The 13,588-nt window shown below is 57.9% G+C and carries 27 protein-coding genes; all 27 read right to left on the bottom strand.

Translation table 11 applies throughout. The features are described from left to right. Positions 1 to 2 precede the first annotated feature (2 nt). The 27 genes from rpsK to tuf all read right to left on the bottom strand — a co-directional run bounded on the left by rpsK (position 3) and on the right by tuf (position 13,564). Positions 3 to 407: a 30S ribosomal protein S11 gene (gene rpsK / locus BLW71_RS17705; RefSeq protein WP_006052224.1), complete on the bottom strand. Its 405-nt coding sequence runs from the start codon at positions 405 to 407 to the stop codon at positions 3 to 5. A 28-nt stretch (positions 408 to 435) separates the two neighbouring features. Then, on the bottom strand, positions 436 to 801 hold the full coding sequence (gene rpsM / locus BLW71_RS17700) for a 30S ribosomal protein S13 (protein ID WP_006052223.1): 366 nt from the start codon (positions 799 to 801) through the stop codon (positions 436 to 438). A gap of 41 nt (positions 802 to 842) precedes the next feature. Then, entirely contained in the window at positions 843 to 959 is a 117-nt protein-coding gene (rpmJ, locus tag BLW71_RS17695) for a 50S ribosomal protein L36 (protein ID WP_004199844.1), read from the bottom strand. A 20-nt stretch (positions 960 to 979) separates the two neighbouring features. Then, positions 980 to 1,198 carry a translation initiation factor IF-1 gene (gene infA / locus BLW71_RS17690; protein ID WP_004521905.1) on the bottom strand — a complete coding sequence of 73 codons (219 nt, stop codon included), beginning with the start codon at positions 1,196 to 1,198 and terminating at the stop codon, positions 980 to 982. Positions 1,199 to 1,206: 8 nt separating this feature from the next. Next, a complete protein-coding gene (gene secY / locus BLW71_RS17685) occupies positions 1,207 to 2,553 on the bottom strand; it encodes a preprotein translocase subunit SecY (RefSeq protein ID WP_091798353.1) in 1,347 nt (448 codons plus the stop codon). A 46-nt stretch (positions 2,554 to 2,599) separates the two neighbouring features. Continuing rightward, positions 2,600 to 3,034, bottom strand: a complete 435-nt coding sequence (gene rplO / locus BLW71_RS17680) for a 50S ribosomal protein L15 (RefSeq protein ID WP_007180125.1) — start codon at positions 3,032 to 3,034, stop codon at positions 2,600 to 2,602. Positions 3,035 to 3,063: 29 nt separating this feature from the next. After that, positions 3,064 to 3,246: a 50S ribosomal protein L30 gene (gene rpmD, locus BLW71_RS17675; RefSeq protein ID WP_007180126.1), complete on the bottom strand. Its 183-nt coding sequence runs from the start codon at positions 3,244 to 3,246 to the stop codon at positions 3,064 to 3,066. A gap of 10 nt (positions 3,247 to 3,256) precedes the next feature. Further along, a complete protein-coding gene (gene rpsE / locus BLW71_RS17670) occupies positions 3,257 to 3,775 on the bottom strand; it encodes a 30S ribosomal protein S5 (protein WP_007180127.1) in 519 nt (172 codons plus the stop codon). A gap of 14 nt (positions 3,776 to 3,789) precedes the next feature. After that, positions 3,790 to 4,155: a 50S ribosomal protein L18 gene (gene rplR / locus BLW71_RS17665; protein ID WP_006052218.1), complete on the bottom strand. Its 366-nt coding sequence runs from the start codon at positions 4,153 to 4,155 to the stop codon at positions 3,790 to 3,792. Between the two features lie 12 nt (positions 4,156 to 4,167). Next, positions 4,168 to 4,698, bottom strand: a complete 531-nt coding sequence (gene rplF, locus BLW71_RS17660; RefSeq protein WP_012434569.1) for a 50S ribosomal protein L6 — start codon at positions 4,696 to 4,698, stop codon at positions 4,168 to 4,170. An 18-nt stretch (positions 4,699 to 4,716) separates the two neighbouring features. Beyond that, positions 4,717 to 5,112, bottom strand: coding sequence for a 30S ribosomal protein S8 (gene rpsH, locus BLW71_RS17655; RefSeq protein WP_006052216.1), 396 nt, complete (start codon positions 5,110 to 5,112; stop codon positions 4,717 to 4,719). Between the two features lie 14 nt (positions 5,113 to 5,126). Beyond that, entirely contained in the window at positions 5,127 to 5,432 is a 306-nt protein-coding gene (rpsN, locus tag BLW71_RS17650) for a 30S ribosomal protein S14 (RefSeq protein WP_006052215.1), read from the bottom strand. Positions 5,433 to 5,439: 7 nt separating this feature from the next. Beyond that, positions 5,440 to 5,979, bottom strand: coding sequence for a 50S ribosomal protein L5 (gene rplE, locus BLW71_RS17645; RefSeq protein WP_006052214.1), 540 nt, complete (start codon positions 5,977 to 5,979; stop codon positions 5,440 to 5,442). 17 nt (positions 5,980 to 5,996) lie between these two features. After that, entirely contained in the window at positions 5,997 to 6,305 is a 309-nt protein-coding gene (gene rplX / locus BLW71_RS17640) for a 50S ribosomal protein L24 (RefSeq protein ID WP_006052213.1), read from the bottom strand. Positions 6,306 to 6,314: 9 nt separating this feature from the next. Continuing rightward, positions 6,315 to 6,683, bottom strand: a complete 369-nt coding sequence (gene rplN, locus BLW71_RS17635; RefSeq protein WP_006052212.1) for a 50S ribosomal protein L14 — start codon at positions 6,681 to 6,683, stop codon at positions 6,315 to 6,317. 290 nt (positions 6,684 to 6,973) lie between these two features. Further along, on the bottom strand, positions 6,974 to 7,246 hold the full coding sequence (gene rpsQ, locus BLW71_RS17630; RefSeq protein ID WP_007180129.1) for a 30S ribosomal protein S17: 273 nt from the start codon (positions 7,244 to 7,246) through the stop codon (positions 6,974 to 6,976). Next, positions 7,243 to 7,437, bottom strand: coding sequence for a 50S ribosomal protein L29 (gene rpmC / locus BLW71_RS17625; protein WP_007180130.1), 195 nt, complete (start codon positions 7,435 to 7,437; stop codon positions 7,243 to 7,245). The genes rpsQ and rpmC overlap by 4 nt, the downstream gene beginning before the upstream one ends. Before the next feature lie 10 nt (positions 7,438 to 7,447). After that, entirely contained in the window at positions 7,448 to 7,864 is a 417-nt protein-coding gene (gene rplP / locus BLW71_RS17620) for a 50S ribosomal protein L16 (protein WP_007180131.1), read from the bottom strand. Between the two features lie 2 nt (positions 7,865 to 7,866). Continuing rightward, entirely contained in the window at positions 7,867 to 8,673 is an 807-nt protein-coding gene (gene rpsC / locus BLW71_RS17615) for a 30S ribosomal protein S3 (RefSeq protein WP_007180132.1), read from the bottom strand. A gap of 11 nt (positions 8,674 to 8,684) precedes the next feature. Continuing rightward, complete coding sequence (rplV, locus tag BLW71_RS17610; RefSeq protein ID WP_007180133.1) at positions 8,685 to 9,017, bottom strand: 50S ribosomal protein L22; 333 nt, start codon at positions 9,015 to 9,017, stop codon at positions 8,685 to 8,687. A gap of 7 nt (positions 9,018 to 9,024) precedes the next feature. Further along, a complete protein-coding gene (gene rpsS, locus BLW71_RS17605) occupies positions 9,025 to 9,300 on the bottom strand; it encodes a 30S ribosomal protein S19 (protein WP_004199273.1) in 276 nt (91 codons plus the stop codon). Between the two features lie 10 nt (positions 9,301 to 9,310). Next, positions 9,311 to 10,138, bottom strand: coding sequence for a 50S ribosomal protein L2 (rplB, locus tag BLW71_RS17600; RefSeq protein ID WP_091798350.1), 828 nt, complete (start codon positions 10,136 to 10,138; stop codon positions 9,311 to 9,313). 2 nt (positions 10,139 to 10,140) lie between these two features. Beyond that, a complete protein-coding gene (gene rplW, locus BLW71_RS17595) occupies positions 10,141 to 10,455 on the bottom strand; it encodes a 50S ribosomal protein L23 (RefSeq protein ID WP_007180135.1) in 315 nt (104 codons plus the stop codon). Then, positions 10,452 to 11,072: a 50S ribosomal protein L4 gene (rplD, locus tag BLW71_RS17590; RefSeq protein WP_007180136.1), complete on the bottom strand. Its 621-nt coding sequence runs from the start codon at positions 11,070 to 11,072 to the stop codon at positions 10,452 to 10,454. Before rplD ends, rplW begins: the two co-directional genes overlap by 4 nt. Beyond that, positions 11,072 to 11,731: a 50S ribosomal protein L3 gene (gene rplC / locus BLW71_RS17585; protein ID WP_007180137.1), complete on the bottom strand. Its 660-nt coding sequence runs from the start codon at positions 11,729 to 11,731 to the stop codon at positions 11,072 to 11,074. Before rplC ends, rplD begins: the two co-directional genes overlap by 1 nt. A 201-nt stretch (positions 11,732 to 11,932) precedes the next feature. After that, positions 11,933 to 12,244: a 30S ribosomal protein S10 gene (rpsJ, locus tag BLW71_RS17580; protein ID WP_006998489.1), complete on the bottom strand. Its 312-nt coding sequence runs from the start codon at positions 12,242 to 12,244 to the stop codon at positions 11,933 to 11,935. A 129-nt stretch (positions 12,245 to 12,373) separates the two neighbouring features. Further along, positions 12,374 to 13,564, bottom strand: coding sequence for an elongation factor Tu (gene tuf, locus BLW71_RS17575; protein WP_007180138.1), 1,191 nt, complete (start codon positions 13,562 to 13,564; stop codon positions 12,374 to 12,376). Positions 13,565 to 13,588 lie beyond the last annotated feature (24 nt).

The following is a 13,588-nucleotide window of genomic DNA, read 5'->3' as shown; positions in this document are numbered from 1 at the left end:
TCTTAGATACGACGACGCTTCGGCGGACGGCAGCCGTTGTGCGGGACGGGAGTCACGTCGGAGATCGCGGTGATCTTGATGCCAAGACCATGCAACGCGCGCACCGCCGACTCACGGCCAGGACCGGGGCCCTTGATCCGCACTTCGAGGTTCTTCACGCCGTATTCCATCGCCACGCGGCCAGCCGATTCGGCTGCCACCTGGGCTGCAAACGGGGTCGACTTACGCGAACCCTTGAAGCCCTGACCACCCGACGTTGCCCAAGCAAGTGCATTGCCTTGACGATCAGTGATCGTGATGATGGTGTTATTGAACGACGCGTGAACGTGAACCACGCCCTCGGCGACGTTCTTCTTGACCTTCTTGCGAACGCGTTGCGCCGCGGAGTTGTTCGAAGCCTTAGCCATTACGTTTTCCTGTAACTGTCAGTTCCGCTTACTTCTTCAGCGATTGCGCTGCACGACGCGGACCCTTGCGCGTACGGGCATTCGTACGCGTACGTTGGCCGCGCAGGGGCAAGCCCTTACGATGCCGAACGCCACGGTAGCAGCCGAGATCCATCAGGCGCTTGATGTTCATCGTCGTTTCACGGCGCAGATCGCCTTCAACGATGAACTTGCCGACTTCTTCACGCAGCTTTTCGAGGTCTGCGTCGTTCAGGTCTTTGACCTTCTTCGAAAATGCCACACCAGCAGCGACGCAAATGTCGCGCGAGCGCGTGCGGCCGATACCGTAGATAGCCGTGAGGCCGATTTCGGTATGCTGGTGATTCGGGATGTTAACCCCTGCGATACGAGCCATTGTTTTTCCTCAAACAAAAAGCGCAAGCAAAAGCGCGGCGTTCAGCCTTGACGCTGTTTGTGGCGCGGATCAGAGCTGCAAATCACGCGCACAACGCCTTTGCGCTTGATGATCTTGCAATTGCGGCAAATGCGCTTAACCGATGCCATCACTTTCATGATATTACCCTTTTTTCAAATCACTTCGCCCGGAACACGATCCGCGCACGCGACAGATCGTAAGGCGTCAATTCAACCGTCACCTTGTCGCCCGGCAAGATCCGGATGTAGTGCATCCGCATCTTCCCAGATATGTGTCCCAATACGACATGGCCGTTTTCCAGCTTCACCCTGAAGGTAGCATTAGGCAGGTTTTCGATGACTTCACCCTGCATCTGGATCACATCGTCTTTGGCCATAAGTCCTTTCAACGCATCGGGACGCCGCCGCCTTTGAAATTAGCTTTCTTCAGCAGCGATTCATACTGTTGCGACATAACGTACGACTGCACCTGCGCCATGAAATCCATTGTGACGACGACAATGATCAGCAGCGACGTTCCACCAAAATAAAACGGCACGTTCCAGCGCAGCACCAGAAACTCGGGCAGCAGACAAACGAACACGATGTAGATCGCACCGGCCAGCGTCAGACGCGTGAGGATGCGGTCAATGTATCGGGCCGTTTGATCGCCCGGGCGGATGCCTGGGACGAAAGCGCCACTCTTTTTCAGGTTGTCGGCCGTCTCTCTGCTGTTGAACACCAGTGCGGTGTAGAAGAAACAGAAGAAAACGATCGCCAACGCGTACAGCAACACGTACACGGGTTGACCGGGCTTAAGGGCTTCGGCCACGTTGTGCAACGTGTCTGCGAACCAGCTGGTACGCGACCCCGAACTAAACCAGTTCAGGATGGTTGCCGGGAAGAGAATGATCGACGATGCAAAGATCGGCGGAATCACGCCCGACATGTTCAATTTCAGCGGCAAATGCGAAGACTGACCGCCGTAAATCTTGTTACCGACTTGCCGCTTTGCGTAGTTCACAAGAATCTTGCGCTGGCCGCGTTCGATGAACACCACCAGATACGTCACAGCAGCAATCAGCGCGACGACAATAATCGCGGATATCGGACTCATCGAACCGGTTTGCACCAGCGAAACAAGACCACCGATTGCATTCGGGAAGCCCGCTGCAATCCCGCCGAAAATAATGATCGAGATACCGTTGCCAAGCCCGCGCTCCGTGATCTGCTCACCCAGCCACATCAGGAACATCGTGCCGGTCACCAGCGTCACGACCGTCGTCAACCGAAAAACCATTCCCGGATCAATCACCAGGCCAGGCTGATTTTCCAACGCCACGGCAATGCCGAACGCCTGGAACGTCGCCAGCAGGACCGTGAAGATACGCGTGTACTGCGTAATCTTCCGTTGACCCGCTTGCCCTTCCTTTTTCAGCGCTTCGAGCTGCGGCGAGACAATCGCCAGCAACTGCATGATGATCGACGCCGAAATATACGGCATGATCCCCAGCGCAAAAATCGTGAACCGCGAAAGTGCGCCACCCGAAAACATGTTGAACATGCCAAGGATGCCGCCCGACTGGCTTTGGAAAAGCTTTGCCAGCTGGTCCGGGTCAATACCCGGCACCGGAATATGCGCGCCGATACGGTAGACGATCAGCGCCAGCAGCAGGAACACTGCCCGCCGACGCAGATCGCCGAACTTCGCCGCGCCGCGACCGGGTTTTGCGAGACTCGGGCTGTTAGCCAAGTACCTTCTCCGATGCAAATGCTAGTGACGGCAATTAGCTTGCGCGTTACTCGGCAAAAGAGCCGCCGGCTGCTTCGATAGCAGCGCGCGCACCCTTCGTCGCACCCAGACCCTTCACAACGACCTTGCGCTTGAGCTCGCCCGTCGCGATGATCTTGGCGCTCTTGATCAACTCGCCGACCAAGCCGGCCTGCTTCAGAGCCAGCAGATCGATTTCATCGACCGGCAGCTTTTCCAGATCCGAGAGACGCACCTCACCAACGAATTCCTTCGTCAGCGAAGTAAAGCCACGCTTCGGCAGGCGACGTTGCAGCGGCATTTGACCGCCTTCGAAGCCAACCTTGTGAAAGCCGCCTGAGCGCGACTTCTGACCCTTGTGACCGCGGCCAGCCGTCTTGCCCAGACCGGAGCCGATACCACGGCCGACGCGACGCTTAGCGTGCTTCGAGCCTTCAGCCGGCTTCAGGTTATTCAATTCCATTATCAACTCCTTGAGTCCTGGTCAGCCGCTTAGCTGATGACCTTAACGAGGTACGAAACCTTGTTGATCATGCCGCGCACAGCCGGCGTGTCCTGCAACTCGCTAACCGAGTTGAGTCGGCGCAGGCCCAAGCCACGCACCGTTGCACGGTGCGTCTCACGGGTGCCGATCAGGCTCTTGACGAGCTGGACCTTGACAGTTTTATCAGACATGGTGTCCACCTTAGCCCAGAATATCTTCGACGGACTTGCCGCGCTTCGCCGCGATGTCGCCCGGCGTGGACTGCTTGCGCAGACCGTCGAGCGTTGCACGAACGAGGTTGTACGGGTTCGTCGAACCGTGGCTCTTAGCAACCACGTTTTGCACGCCCATTACGTCGAACACTGCGCGCATCGGGCCACCAGCGATCACGCCCGTACCGTCCTTCGCCGGAGCGAGGAGAACTGCGGATGCGCCGTGCTTACCATGCACTTCGTGTTGCAACGTACCGTTCTTCAGCGGCACCTTGAACATGTTACGGCGAGCTTGTTCCATTGCCTTTTGAACAGCAACCGGAACTTCCTTCGCTTTACCCTTGCCCATGCCGATGCGGCCATCGCCGTCGCCAACCACGGTCAGTGCGGCGAAACCGAGAATCCGGCCGCCCTTCACAACCTTGGTCACGCGGTTGACCGAAATCATCTTTTCGCGCAGGCCGTCGTCGCGTTCGTCAGCCTGAACTTTCGCTTGCATCTTTGCCATGACGAATTCTTCCCTTAGAACTTGAGTCCGGCTTCGCGCGCCGCATCAGCCAGCGCTTTCACGCGGCCGTGGTAACGGAAACCCGAACGGTCGAAGGCGACGGATTCGATGCCGGCAGCCTTAGCCTTTTCTGCGATGCGCTTACCGATCAGCGTGGCAGCAGCGACGTTGCCGCCCTTGCCCGTTTGATCAGCCAATTGCGCACGCACTTCGGCCTCGAGCGTCGACGCGCTGGCGAGCACCTTGGTGCCGCACGGCGAGAACACTTGCGCATAGATGTGCGTGTTCGTGCGATGCACGGCGAGACGCGCGACCTGCAGCTCAGCGATCTTGATACGCGTCTGACGAGCGCGGCGCAGGCGAGATTGAGTCTTATCCATGATTGCGCACCCTTACTTCTTCTTCGTTTCTTTGAGGATCACAACCTCATTGGCGTAACGCACACCCTTGCCCTTATAGGGCTCCGGCGGGCGATAGCCGCGCACTTCTGCAGCGACCTGGCCAACTTGTTGTTTGTTGATCCCCTTGATCACGATTTCGGTTTGCGTCGGGGTCTCAGCCTTGACGCCTTCCGGCATCTGGTGCACCACAGGGTGCGAGAAACCCAGCGACAGGTTCAGCTTGTCGCCTTGCGCCTGTGCGCGGTAGCCAACGCCAACCAGCGTCAGCTTGCGCTCGAAACCCTTCGTCACGCCGTTCACCATGTTCGCAACCAGTGCGCGCATCGTGCCCGACATCGCATTCGCTTCGCGGCTTTCGTCAACCGGCTCGAAATTCAGCGTGCCGTTGTCGTTCACCACTTTCACGAGGCGGTTTGCCGCCTGCGTAATCGTACCCAGCGGGCCCTTGACGGTGATGCGATCGTCGCTCAGGGCCACTTCTGCGCCTTGCAGCGCGACCGGGCTTTTACCTACTCGAGACATGTTTCTCTCCTTTCGGCCTTAAGCGACGTAGCAGATGACTTCGCCGCCAACGCCCGTTGCACGCGCCTTGCGGTCCGTCATCACGCCCTTCGGCGTCGACACAATTGCCACGCCGAGGCCATTCATGACCACGGGGATGTCGTTACGGCCGCGGTACACACGCAGACCAGGCTTCGAAACGCGTTCAATGCGTTCGATGACCGGACGGCCAGCGTAGTACTTCAACACGATGTTCAATTCAGACTTCGCACCTTCGGACTTCACTGCGAAATCATCGATATAGCCTTCGTCCTTCAGGACCTGCGCAATCGCAACCTTGACTTTCGACGAGGGCATAGTCACCGAGACTTTCTCAACCATCTGCGCATTGCGGATGCGAGTCAGCATATCGGCGATAGGATCACTCATGCTCATTTACGTTTCTCCTATTACCAGCTCGCCTTGGTCAGGCCAGGGATCTCGCCGCGAAACGCGATTTCGCGAATCTTGTTACGCGCCAGCCCGAATTTACGGAACGTGCCACGCGGGCGACCGGTAATTGCGCAACGATTGCGCTTACGGGTCGGATTAGAGTTGCGCGGCAGTTGTTGCAGTTCCAGACGTGCTGCGTAATGCTCTTCGTCCGACTTGCTCATATCGCCGATGATCGCTTTCAGCTCTGCACGCTTGGGAGCGTACTTAGCGGCCAGGCGAGCACGCTTCTTTTCACGTTCGATCAGTGCCAGTTTAGCCACGGTAACCTCAGTTTCTGAACGGGAACTTGAAGCTGGCGAGCAGAGCCTTTGCTTCGTCGTCGGTCTTCGCAGTCGTCGTGATGCTGATGTTCAGCCCACGCAGTGCGTCGATCTTGTCGTAGTCGATTTCGGGGAAAATGATCTGCTCTTTCACACCGATGTTGTAGTTGCCGCGACCATCGAATGCACGACCCGACACGCCACGGAAGTCACGCACACGGGGGAGCGCGACCGTCACGAAACGGTCCAGAAATTCGTACATTGCTTGACCACGCAACGTGACCATTGCACCGATCGGATAGCCTTGACGGATCTTGAAGCCAGCGATTGCCTTGCGTGCCTTCGTGATCACCGGCTTCTGGCCTGCGATCTTCGTCAGGTCGCCAACGGCGTTTTCGATGATCTTCTTGTCAGCAACGGCTTCGCCAAGACCCATGTTCAGGGTGATCTTGGTGATGCGCGGCACTTCCATCACGGACTTGTAACCGAACTTCTCGATGAGGCCGGGTACAACCTTTTCTTTGTAAAACTCTTGCAAACGAGCCATTTTTTTACTCCGCAGCGTCAGGCGCTCAGCTCGGCACCGGTCGTTTTAAGGAAACGGACTTTCTTGTCTCCCTCGACCTTGATGCCTACACGCGACGCCTTGCCATTCGCGTCGACCAATGCGACGTTCGAAATTTGCAGCGGCATCGTCTTGGCTTCCACACCGCCCGTCGTACCCTTCATCGGGTTCGGCTTGACGTGCTTCTTGACGAGGTTGATACCCTCGACAATCACTTTGCCTTCGCCAACGGACAGCACGACGCCGCGCTTGCCTTTATCTTTGCCGGTGATGACGATAACTTCGTCACCTTTGCGAATCTTGTTCATCGCGACTCCTTACAGCACTTCAGGTGCCAACGAAACGATCTTCATGAATCGTTCGCTGCGCAACTCGCGCGTGACAGGCCCGAAAATACGGGTGCCAATAGGTTCGAGCTTGGCATTCAACAACACAGCGGCGTTGCCATCGAACTTGATCAGCGAGCCGTCCTGACGGCGCACGCCCTTGGCGGTGCGAACCACCACGGCGTTATAAATTTCGCCTTTCTTCACGCGCCCGCGCGGCGTTGCTTCTTTGACGGTCACCTTGATGATGTCGCCAATGCTGGCATAACGACGCTTCGAGCCGCCGAGCACCTTGATGCACATGACTTCACGTGCACCCGTGTTGTCGGCCACTTCAAGCCGAGTTTCGGTCTGGATCATGGTTTATCTTTCCCAACTTAATCCGGCCACACCACCATGGCGTACCCGGTCAGTCTTGGTCCCGTCAGCCAATCGGCTGCTTGGGTATGAACAGCAGCGACGGCAAACGAAACCCGCCATCGCAATCCGGTGAATCCTTCGGAACAGACTGGCGCCCGATCCGCTTCCCCCACCAACTTCGCCCGCGACGGGGCTCCCATAAAAGAGGGAAGACCGAGATTATAACAAATAATCTCGGTCTTGCAAGCGAAACTTACTGCGATTTCAATTACTTCTACAACATTGCGGCGTCAGATGACGCGAGCAGCCTCGACCAGGCGAGCCACAACCCAAGCTTTCGTCTTCGAAATCGGACGCGTTTCCTGGATTTCAACGAGGTCGCCCTCGTTGTACGTGTTCGCATCGTCGTGCGCGTGGTACTTCTTCGAACGCACAACGTACTTGCCGTAGATCGGGTGCTTCACGCGGTGCTCAACCAGCACGGTGACCGTCTTGTCCATCTTGTTGCTGACGACCTTGCCGACCAGCGTCCGCTTGAGCGAGGTTTTTACGCTATCGTTCATTTCTGGTTCGCCTTCTCAGTCAGGACGGTCCGCACACGTGCGATGTCGCGACGAACCTTCTTCAGCTGGCTCGTGTTCGTGAGCTGCTGGGTCGCGAGTTGCATGCGCAGGCCGAATTGCGCCTTCAACAGGTCCGACAGCTCCTTGTTGAGCGCGGCCTGATCTTTCTGGTGAAGTTCGGAAGCCTTCATCATTTGCTCCTTAGGCGCCGAGCTGACGCACGATAAACGTCGTCTTGAGCGGCAGCTTAGCTGCAGCCAGACGGAACGCTTCGCGTGCCAGCTCTTCGGTTACGCCGTCCATTTCGTACAGCATCTTGCCCGGTTGAATCTCTGCGACGTAGTACTCAGGGTTACCTTTACCGTTACCCATCCGTACTTCAGCCGGCTTGTGCGAGATCGGCTTGTCCGGGAAGATGCGGATCCAGATGCGGCCACCACGCTTGATGTGACGCGTCATTGCACGACGTGCCGCTTCAATCTGGCGCGCGGTCAAGCGACCACGACCGATAGCCTTCAGGCCGAACTCACCGAACGACACCGCGTTGCCGCGGGTAGCGATACCGGTGTTACGACCCTTCTGCTCTTTGCGATACTTTCTGCGTTTCGGTTGCAGCATCGTTATTCTCCAGTCTTCCCGCCGTCGCCGGCACCGCCAGCACGACGGGGAGCGCCACGGCGTGCACCTGCCGGGCCACCACCTTCACCATCGCGACGCGGACGGCGATCGCCACCCGGACGTGCGTTGCGGCGCGGACGCTTTTCTTCGGCGACTTCTTCAACCACCGGTGCGTCGTTGCGGCCGAGCGTGTCGCCCTTGTAGACCCACACCTTCACGCCGATGATGCCGTACGTCGTCTTTGCTTCCGACGTTGCGTAGTCGATATCAGCACGCAGCGTATGAAGCGGCACGCGACCTTCGCGATACCATTCCGTACGAGCGATTTCGATACCGTTCAGGCGGCCAGCGCTCATGATCTTGATGCCTTGAGCACCCAGACGCATCGCGTTTTGCATCGCACGCTTCATCGCGCGGCGGAACATAATCCGGCGCTCGAGCTGTTGCGTGATCGAATCCGCGATCAGTTGCGCATCGGTTTCCGGCTTGCGGATTTCTTCGATGTTGACGTGAACCGGAACGCCCATGCGCTTTTGCAGCTCGGACTTCAGCAGTTCAATGTCTTCACCCTTCTTACCGATCACGACACCCGGGCGCGAGCTGAAAATCGTGATACGGGCGTTCTTTGCAGGACGCTCGATCACAACGCGGCCGACGGACGCGTTCTTCAGCTTTTTCTTCAGGTATTCACGAACACCGATGTCTTCCTGCAACATCGCCGCGAAATTGTTGTTGTTCGCGTACCAACGCGACGCCCAATTGCGGCTGACGGCCAAACGGAAGCCAGTCGGATGAATTTTCTGTCCCATCGTATGACCCCTTAATTCCCGACCGTCACAGTGATGTGACAGGATTGCTTCTCGATGCGGTTACCGCGGCCTTTAGCGCGCGCGGTAAAACGCTTGAGCGACGCAGCCTTGTCGATGTAGATGCTCGTGATCTTGAGCTCATCGATATCGGCGCCTTCGTTATGCTCCGCATTCGCGATCGCCGACAGCACGACCTTTTTCACGATTCCCGCAGCCTTCTTCGGCGAAAACGTCAGAACGTTCAGCGCCTTGTCGACCGGCAAACCGCGGATCTGGTCAGCCACAAGGCGCGTTTTCTGCGCCGAGATGCGGGCACCGCGATGAATTGCTTTCACTTCCATCATGAGCCCCTTATTTCTTAGCCTTCTTGTCGGCTGCGTGACCCTTGAACGTACGGGTCAGTGCGAACTCGCCAAGCTTGTGGCCGACCATGTTTTCCGAGATGTACACCGGAACGTGTTGACGGCCGTTATGAACGGCGATCGTCAGACCGATGAAATCCGGGAGGATCGTCGAGCGACGCGACCAGGTTTTGATCGGCTTCTTATCCCGCGAAGCTGCTGCCGCCTCAACTTTCTTCAGCAAATGGGCGTCGCAGAACGGACCTTTTTTTACAGAACGTGCCATTGCCTACTCCTTAACGCTTGTGACGGCGCTGGACGATCATGCTCGTCGTGCGCTTGTTGCTGCGGGTGCGATAACCCTTAGCAGGTGTGCCCCACGGGCTCACCGGATCGCGACCTGCAGCCGTCTTGCCTTCACCACCACCGTGCGGGTGATCGACCGGGTTCATTGCAACGCCACGCACCGTCGGGCGGATACCGCGCCAGCGGTTCGCGCCAGCCTTACCGATTTGACGGAGGCTATGCTCTTCGTTGCCAACTTCACCAATCGTCGCGCGGCACTCAACGTGGACGCGGCGGATTTCACCCGAGCGCAGGCGGACCTGTGCGTAGATGCCTTCACGAGCCAGCAGCATCGCCGACGTACCAGCCGAACGCGCCATTTGCGCGCCCTTGCCAGGCAGCATTTCGATGCAGTGAATCGTCGTACCGACCGGAATGTTGCGGATCGGCAGCGTGTTGCCTGCACGAATCGGCGCTTCCGAACCTGACATCAGTTGCTGACCGACGGTGATACCCTTCGGAGCGATGATGTAGCGGCGTTCGCCGTCTGCGTACAGAACCAGCGCAATGTTCGCGCTACGGTTCGGATCGTACTCAAGGCGTTCGACCTTCGCTGCGATACCGTCCTTGTTGCGACGGAAATCGACGACACGATAGTGATGCTTGTGACCACCACCCTTATGACGGGTCGTGATGTGGCCGTTGTTGTTACGGCCGGCGGTCGTGGATTGCGAGTCGAGCAGCGGTGCGAACGGCTTGCCTTTATGCAGATCCTTGTTGACCACCTTGACCATCGCACGGCGGCCCGGCGAAGTCGGCTTAACTTTAACGATTGCCATGATTACTTGGCCTCCGCTTCAAAGTTGATTTCCTGGCCGGGCTTCAGGCAGACATACGCCTTCTTCACGTCCTTGCGCTTGCCCATGAAGCGGCCAAAGCGCTTGGCTTTGCCCTTCGAGACCAGCACGTTGACGGAATTGACTTCCACCTTGAACAGCAGCTCGACTGCAGCTTTCACTTCCTGCTTCGTGGCATCGGGCGCGACTTCGAACACGACTTGCTCGTTCTTGTCGGCCACCAGCGTCGCCTTTTCGGAGATCACCGGCGCGAGCAGGACCTGCATCAAACGATGATCGTTCTTGCGAATCTCGCTCATGACAGCAACTCCTCGATCTGGGCGACCGCAGCCTTCGTGATCAGGATCTTCTTGAAGTAGATCAGCGACAGCGGGTCGGCGTAACGCGGCTCGACAACTGCCACATGGGCGAGGTTGCGCGACGCGAGGTACAGGTTTTCGTCAACCGTGTCGGTAATCACCAGCACGGAGTCGAGACCCATCGCCTTGAATTTTTCGGCCAGCAGCTTCGTCTTCGGCGCTTCGAGCGTCAGCTCGTCGACTACCGAGATACGGCCTTCGCGGGCCAGCTGCGAGAAGATCGAGCAGAGACCTGCGCGATGCATCTTCTTGTTGACCTTGTGCGAAAAGTTTTCTTCCGGCGAATTCGGGAAGATCCGGCCACCGCCGCGCCACAACGGGCTCGACGACATACCGGCACGGGCGCGACCCGTACCCTTCTGGCGCCACGGCTTCTTGGTCGTGTGCTTGACTTGCTCACGGTCCTTCTGCGCGCGGTTACCGCTACGGGCATTCGCTTGATACGCCACCACCACCTGGTGAATCAGGGCTTCGTTGTAATCGCGGCCGAACACGACGTCCGACGCGCTAACGCCTGCACCTTCCTGACCATTGGCATTCAGGAGCTTAAGTTCCATTATTTCGCTCCTTTCACGGCACGCGTCTTCACGGCCGGCGTAACGAATACCTTGCCACCCTTCGCACCCGGAACGGCGCCCTTGACCAGCAACAGCTTGCGGTCAGCGTCGATACGAGCGATTTCGAGGTTTTGCACGGTTACCGTATCGTCACCCATGTGACCGGTCATGCGCTTACCCGGGAAAACACGACCCGGATCCTGCGCCATACCGATCGAACCCGGCACGTTGTGCGAGCGCGAGTTACCGTGCGATGCACGGCCGGATGCGAAGTTGTAACGCTTGATGGTACCGGCGTAGCCCTTACCGATCGACACGCCTTGCACGTCGACCTTCTGGCCTACTTCGAACAGGTCGGGACCGACCACGGTGCCGTTCGACAACTCGGCAGCCTTGGCAGCATCGATCTGGAATTCTTTGAGGATTTCACCGGCTTGAACACCGGCTTTGGCGAGATGACCGGCCAACGGCTTCGTCACGCGCGATGCACGGCGCGTACCGAATGCAACCTGCACGGCCGTGTAGCCGTCGGTTTCAACAGTCTTGATCTGCGTCACGCGGTTGTCGGACACGTCCAGCACGGTAACGGGAATCGAATCCCCTTCTGCCGTGAAGATACGGGTCATGCCAACCTTGCGACCTACGAGTCCAAGGCTCATCGTTTTCTCCATTCCCGACTGCGATTGGTCGGGGCTAATTTACAAAATGCCGGTGCCGTTTCGGGCATGAATTCATGCTGCAGCACACCGACTTTTTTGCGCAAATGCGCGAAAAGCCCACTATTATAGCGAGGCCTCTCGTTTTCCGCAAGCAATCAATGACTTAGCGTTGCCAGGTACGCCAGGCAACGCTTTGAAGCCTTATTGCAGCTTGATTTCCACGTCCACGCCAGCCGGCAGGTCCAGCTTCATCAATGCGTCAACGGTCTTATCCGTCGGATCGACGATGTCCATCAGACGTTGGTGCGTACGGATTTCGAGCTGGTCGCGCGACGTCTTGTTGACGTGCGGCGAACGCAGGATGTCGAAGCGTTGAATACGGGTCGGCAGGGGAACCGGACCACGAACGATTGCGCCAGTCCGCTTTGCCGTGTCGACGATTTCAGCAGCCGATTGATCGATCAGGCGATAGTCGAAAGCCTTCAGGCGAATACGGATTTTCTGGTTCTGCATGACAATTCCTTGGAAAGAGCGAGGCGATATTGCACCGCCAGACAGTAAAAGAACGTAGAGCCGGATGCCCGCTGAGGGCGGGCGCCCGGCTCCGGGCACCACTTACAGCAAATACGTCAATCCGCGATTTTACTCGAGAATCTTGGCGACCACACCTGCGCCAACCGTACGGCCGCCTTCGCGGATTGCGAAGCGCAGACCTTCTTCCATCGCGATCGGGTTGATCAGCTTCACCGTGATCGATACGTTGTCGCCCGGCATCACCATTTCCTTGTCCTTCGGCAACTCGATCGAGCCCGTCACGTCCGTCGTACGGAAGTAGAACTGCGGACGGTAGTTGTTGAAGAACGGCGTGTGACGACCGCCTTCATCCTTGCTCAGCACGTACACTTCAGCCGTGAAGTGCGTGTGCGGGTTGATCGAACCCGGCTTGGCCAGAACCTGGCCACGCTCCACGTCTTCACGCTTCGTGCCGCGCAGCAGGATACCGACGTTGTCGCCTGCCTGACCCTGGTCGAGCAGCTTGCGGAACATTTCCACGCCCGTGCAGGTCGTCTTCACCGTCGGCTTGATACCGACGATTTCGATTTCCTCGCCAACCTTCACAACGCCGCGCTCAACGCGACCCGTCACCACCGTGCCGCGACCCGAGATCGAGAACACGTCTTCCACCGGCATCAGGAATGCGCCGTCAACTGCGCGCTCCGGCGTCGGGATGTACGTGTCCAGCGCGTCGGCCAGATTCATGATCGCCACTTCGCCCAGCTCGCCCTTGTCGCCTTCCAGCGCCAGCTTGGCAGAACCCTTGATGATCGGCGTTTCGTCGCCCGGGAAGTCGTACTTCGACAGAAGTTCGCGAACTTCCATCTCGACCAGCTCCAGCAGCTCAGCGTCGTCCACCATGTCGCACTTGTTCAGGAACACGATGATGTACGGAACGCCAACCTGACGCGCCAGCAGGATGTGCTCACGCGTTTGCGGCATCGGGCCGTCAGCGGCCGAGCACACCAGGATCGCGCCGTCCATCTGCGCTGCGCCCGTGATCATGTTCTTCACATAGTCAGCGTGGCCCGGGCAGTCGACGTGTGCGTAGTGGCGGTTGGCCGTTTCGTACTCGACGTGTGCCGTGTTGATCGTGATACCACGTGCCTTTTCTTCCGGCGCCGCGTCGATCTGGTCGTATGCCTTCGCTTCGCCGCCAAACTTCTGCGTCAGAACCGTCGTGATCGCTGCCGTCAGCGTGGTCTTGCCGTGGTCAACGTGACCGATCGTGCCGACGTTCACGTGCGGCTTGGTCCGTTCGAATTTACCTTTAGCCATGTTTCTCTTCTTTCAAAAAGTTAA

It is taken from the genome of Burkholderia sp. WP9 (assembly GCF_900104795.1).
Classification (GTDB): domain Bacteria; phylum Pseudomonadota; class Gammaproteobacteria; order Burkholderiales; family Burkholderiaceae; genus Paraburkholderia.
Note: the sequence above shows the minus strand (reverse complement) of the source record. Positions and strands in the feature narration are given on the sequence as shown.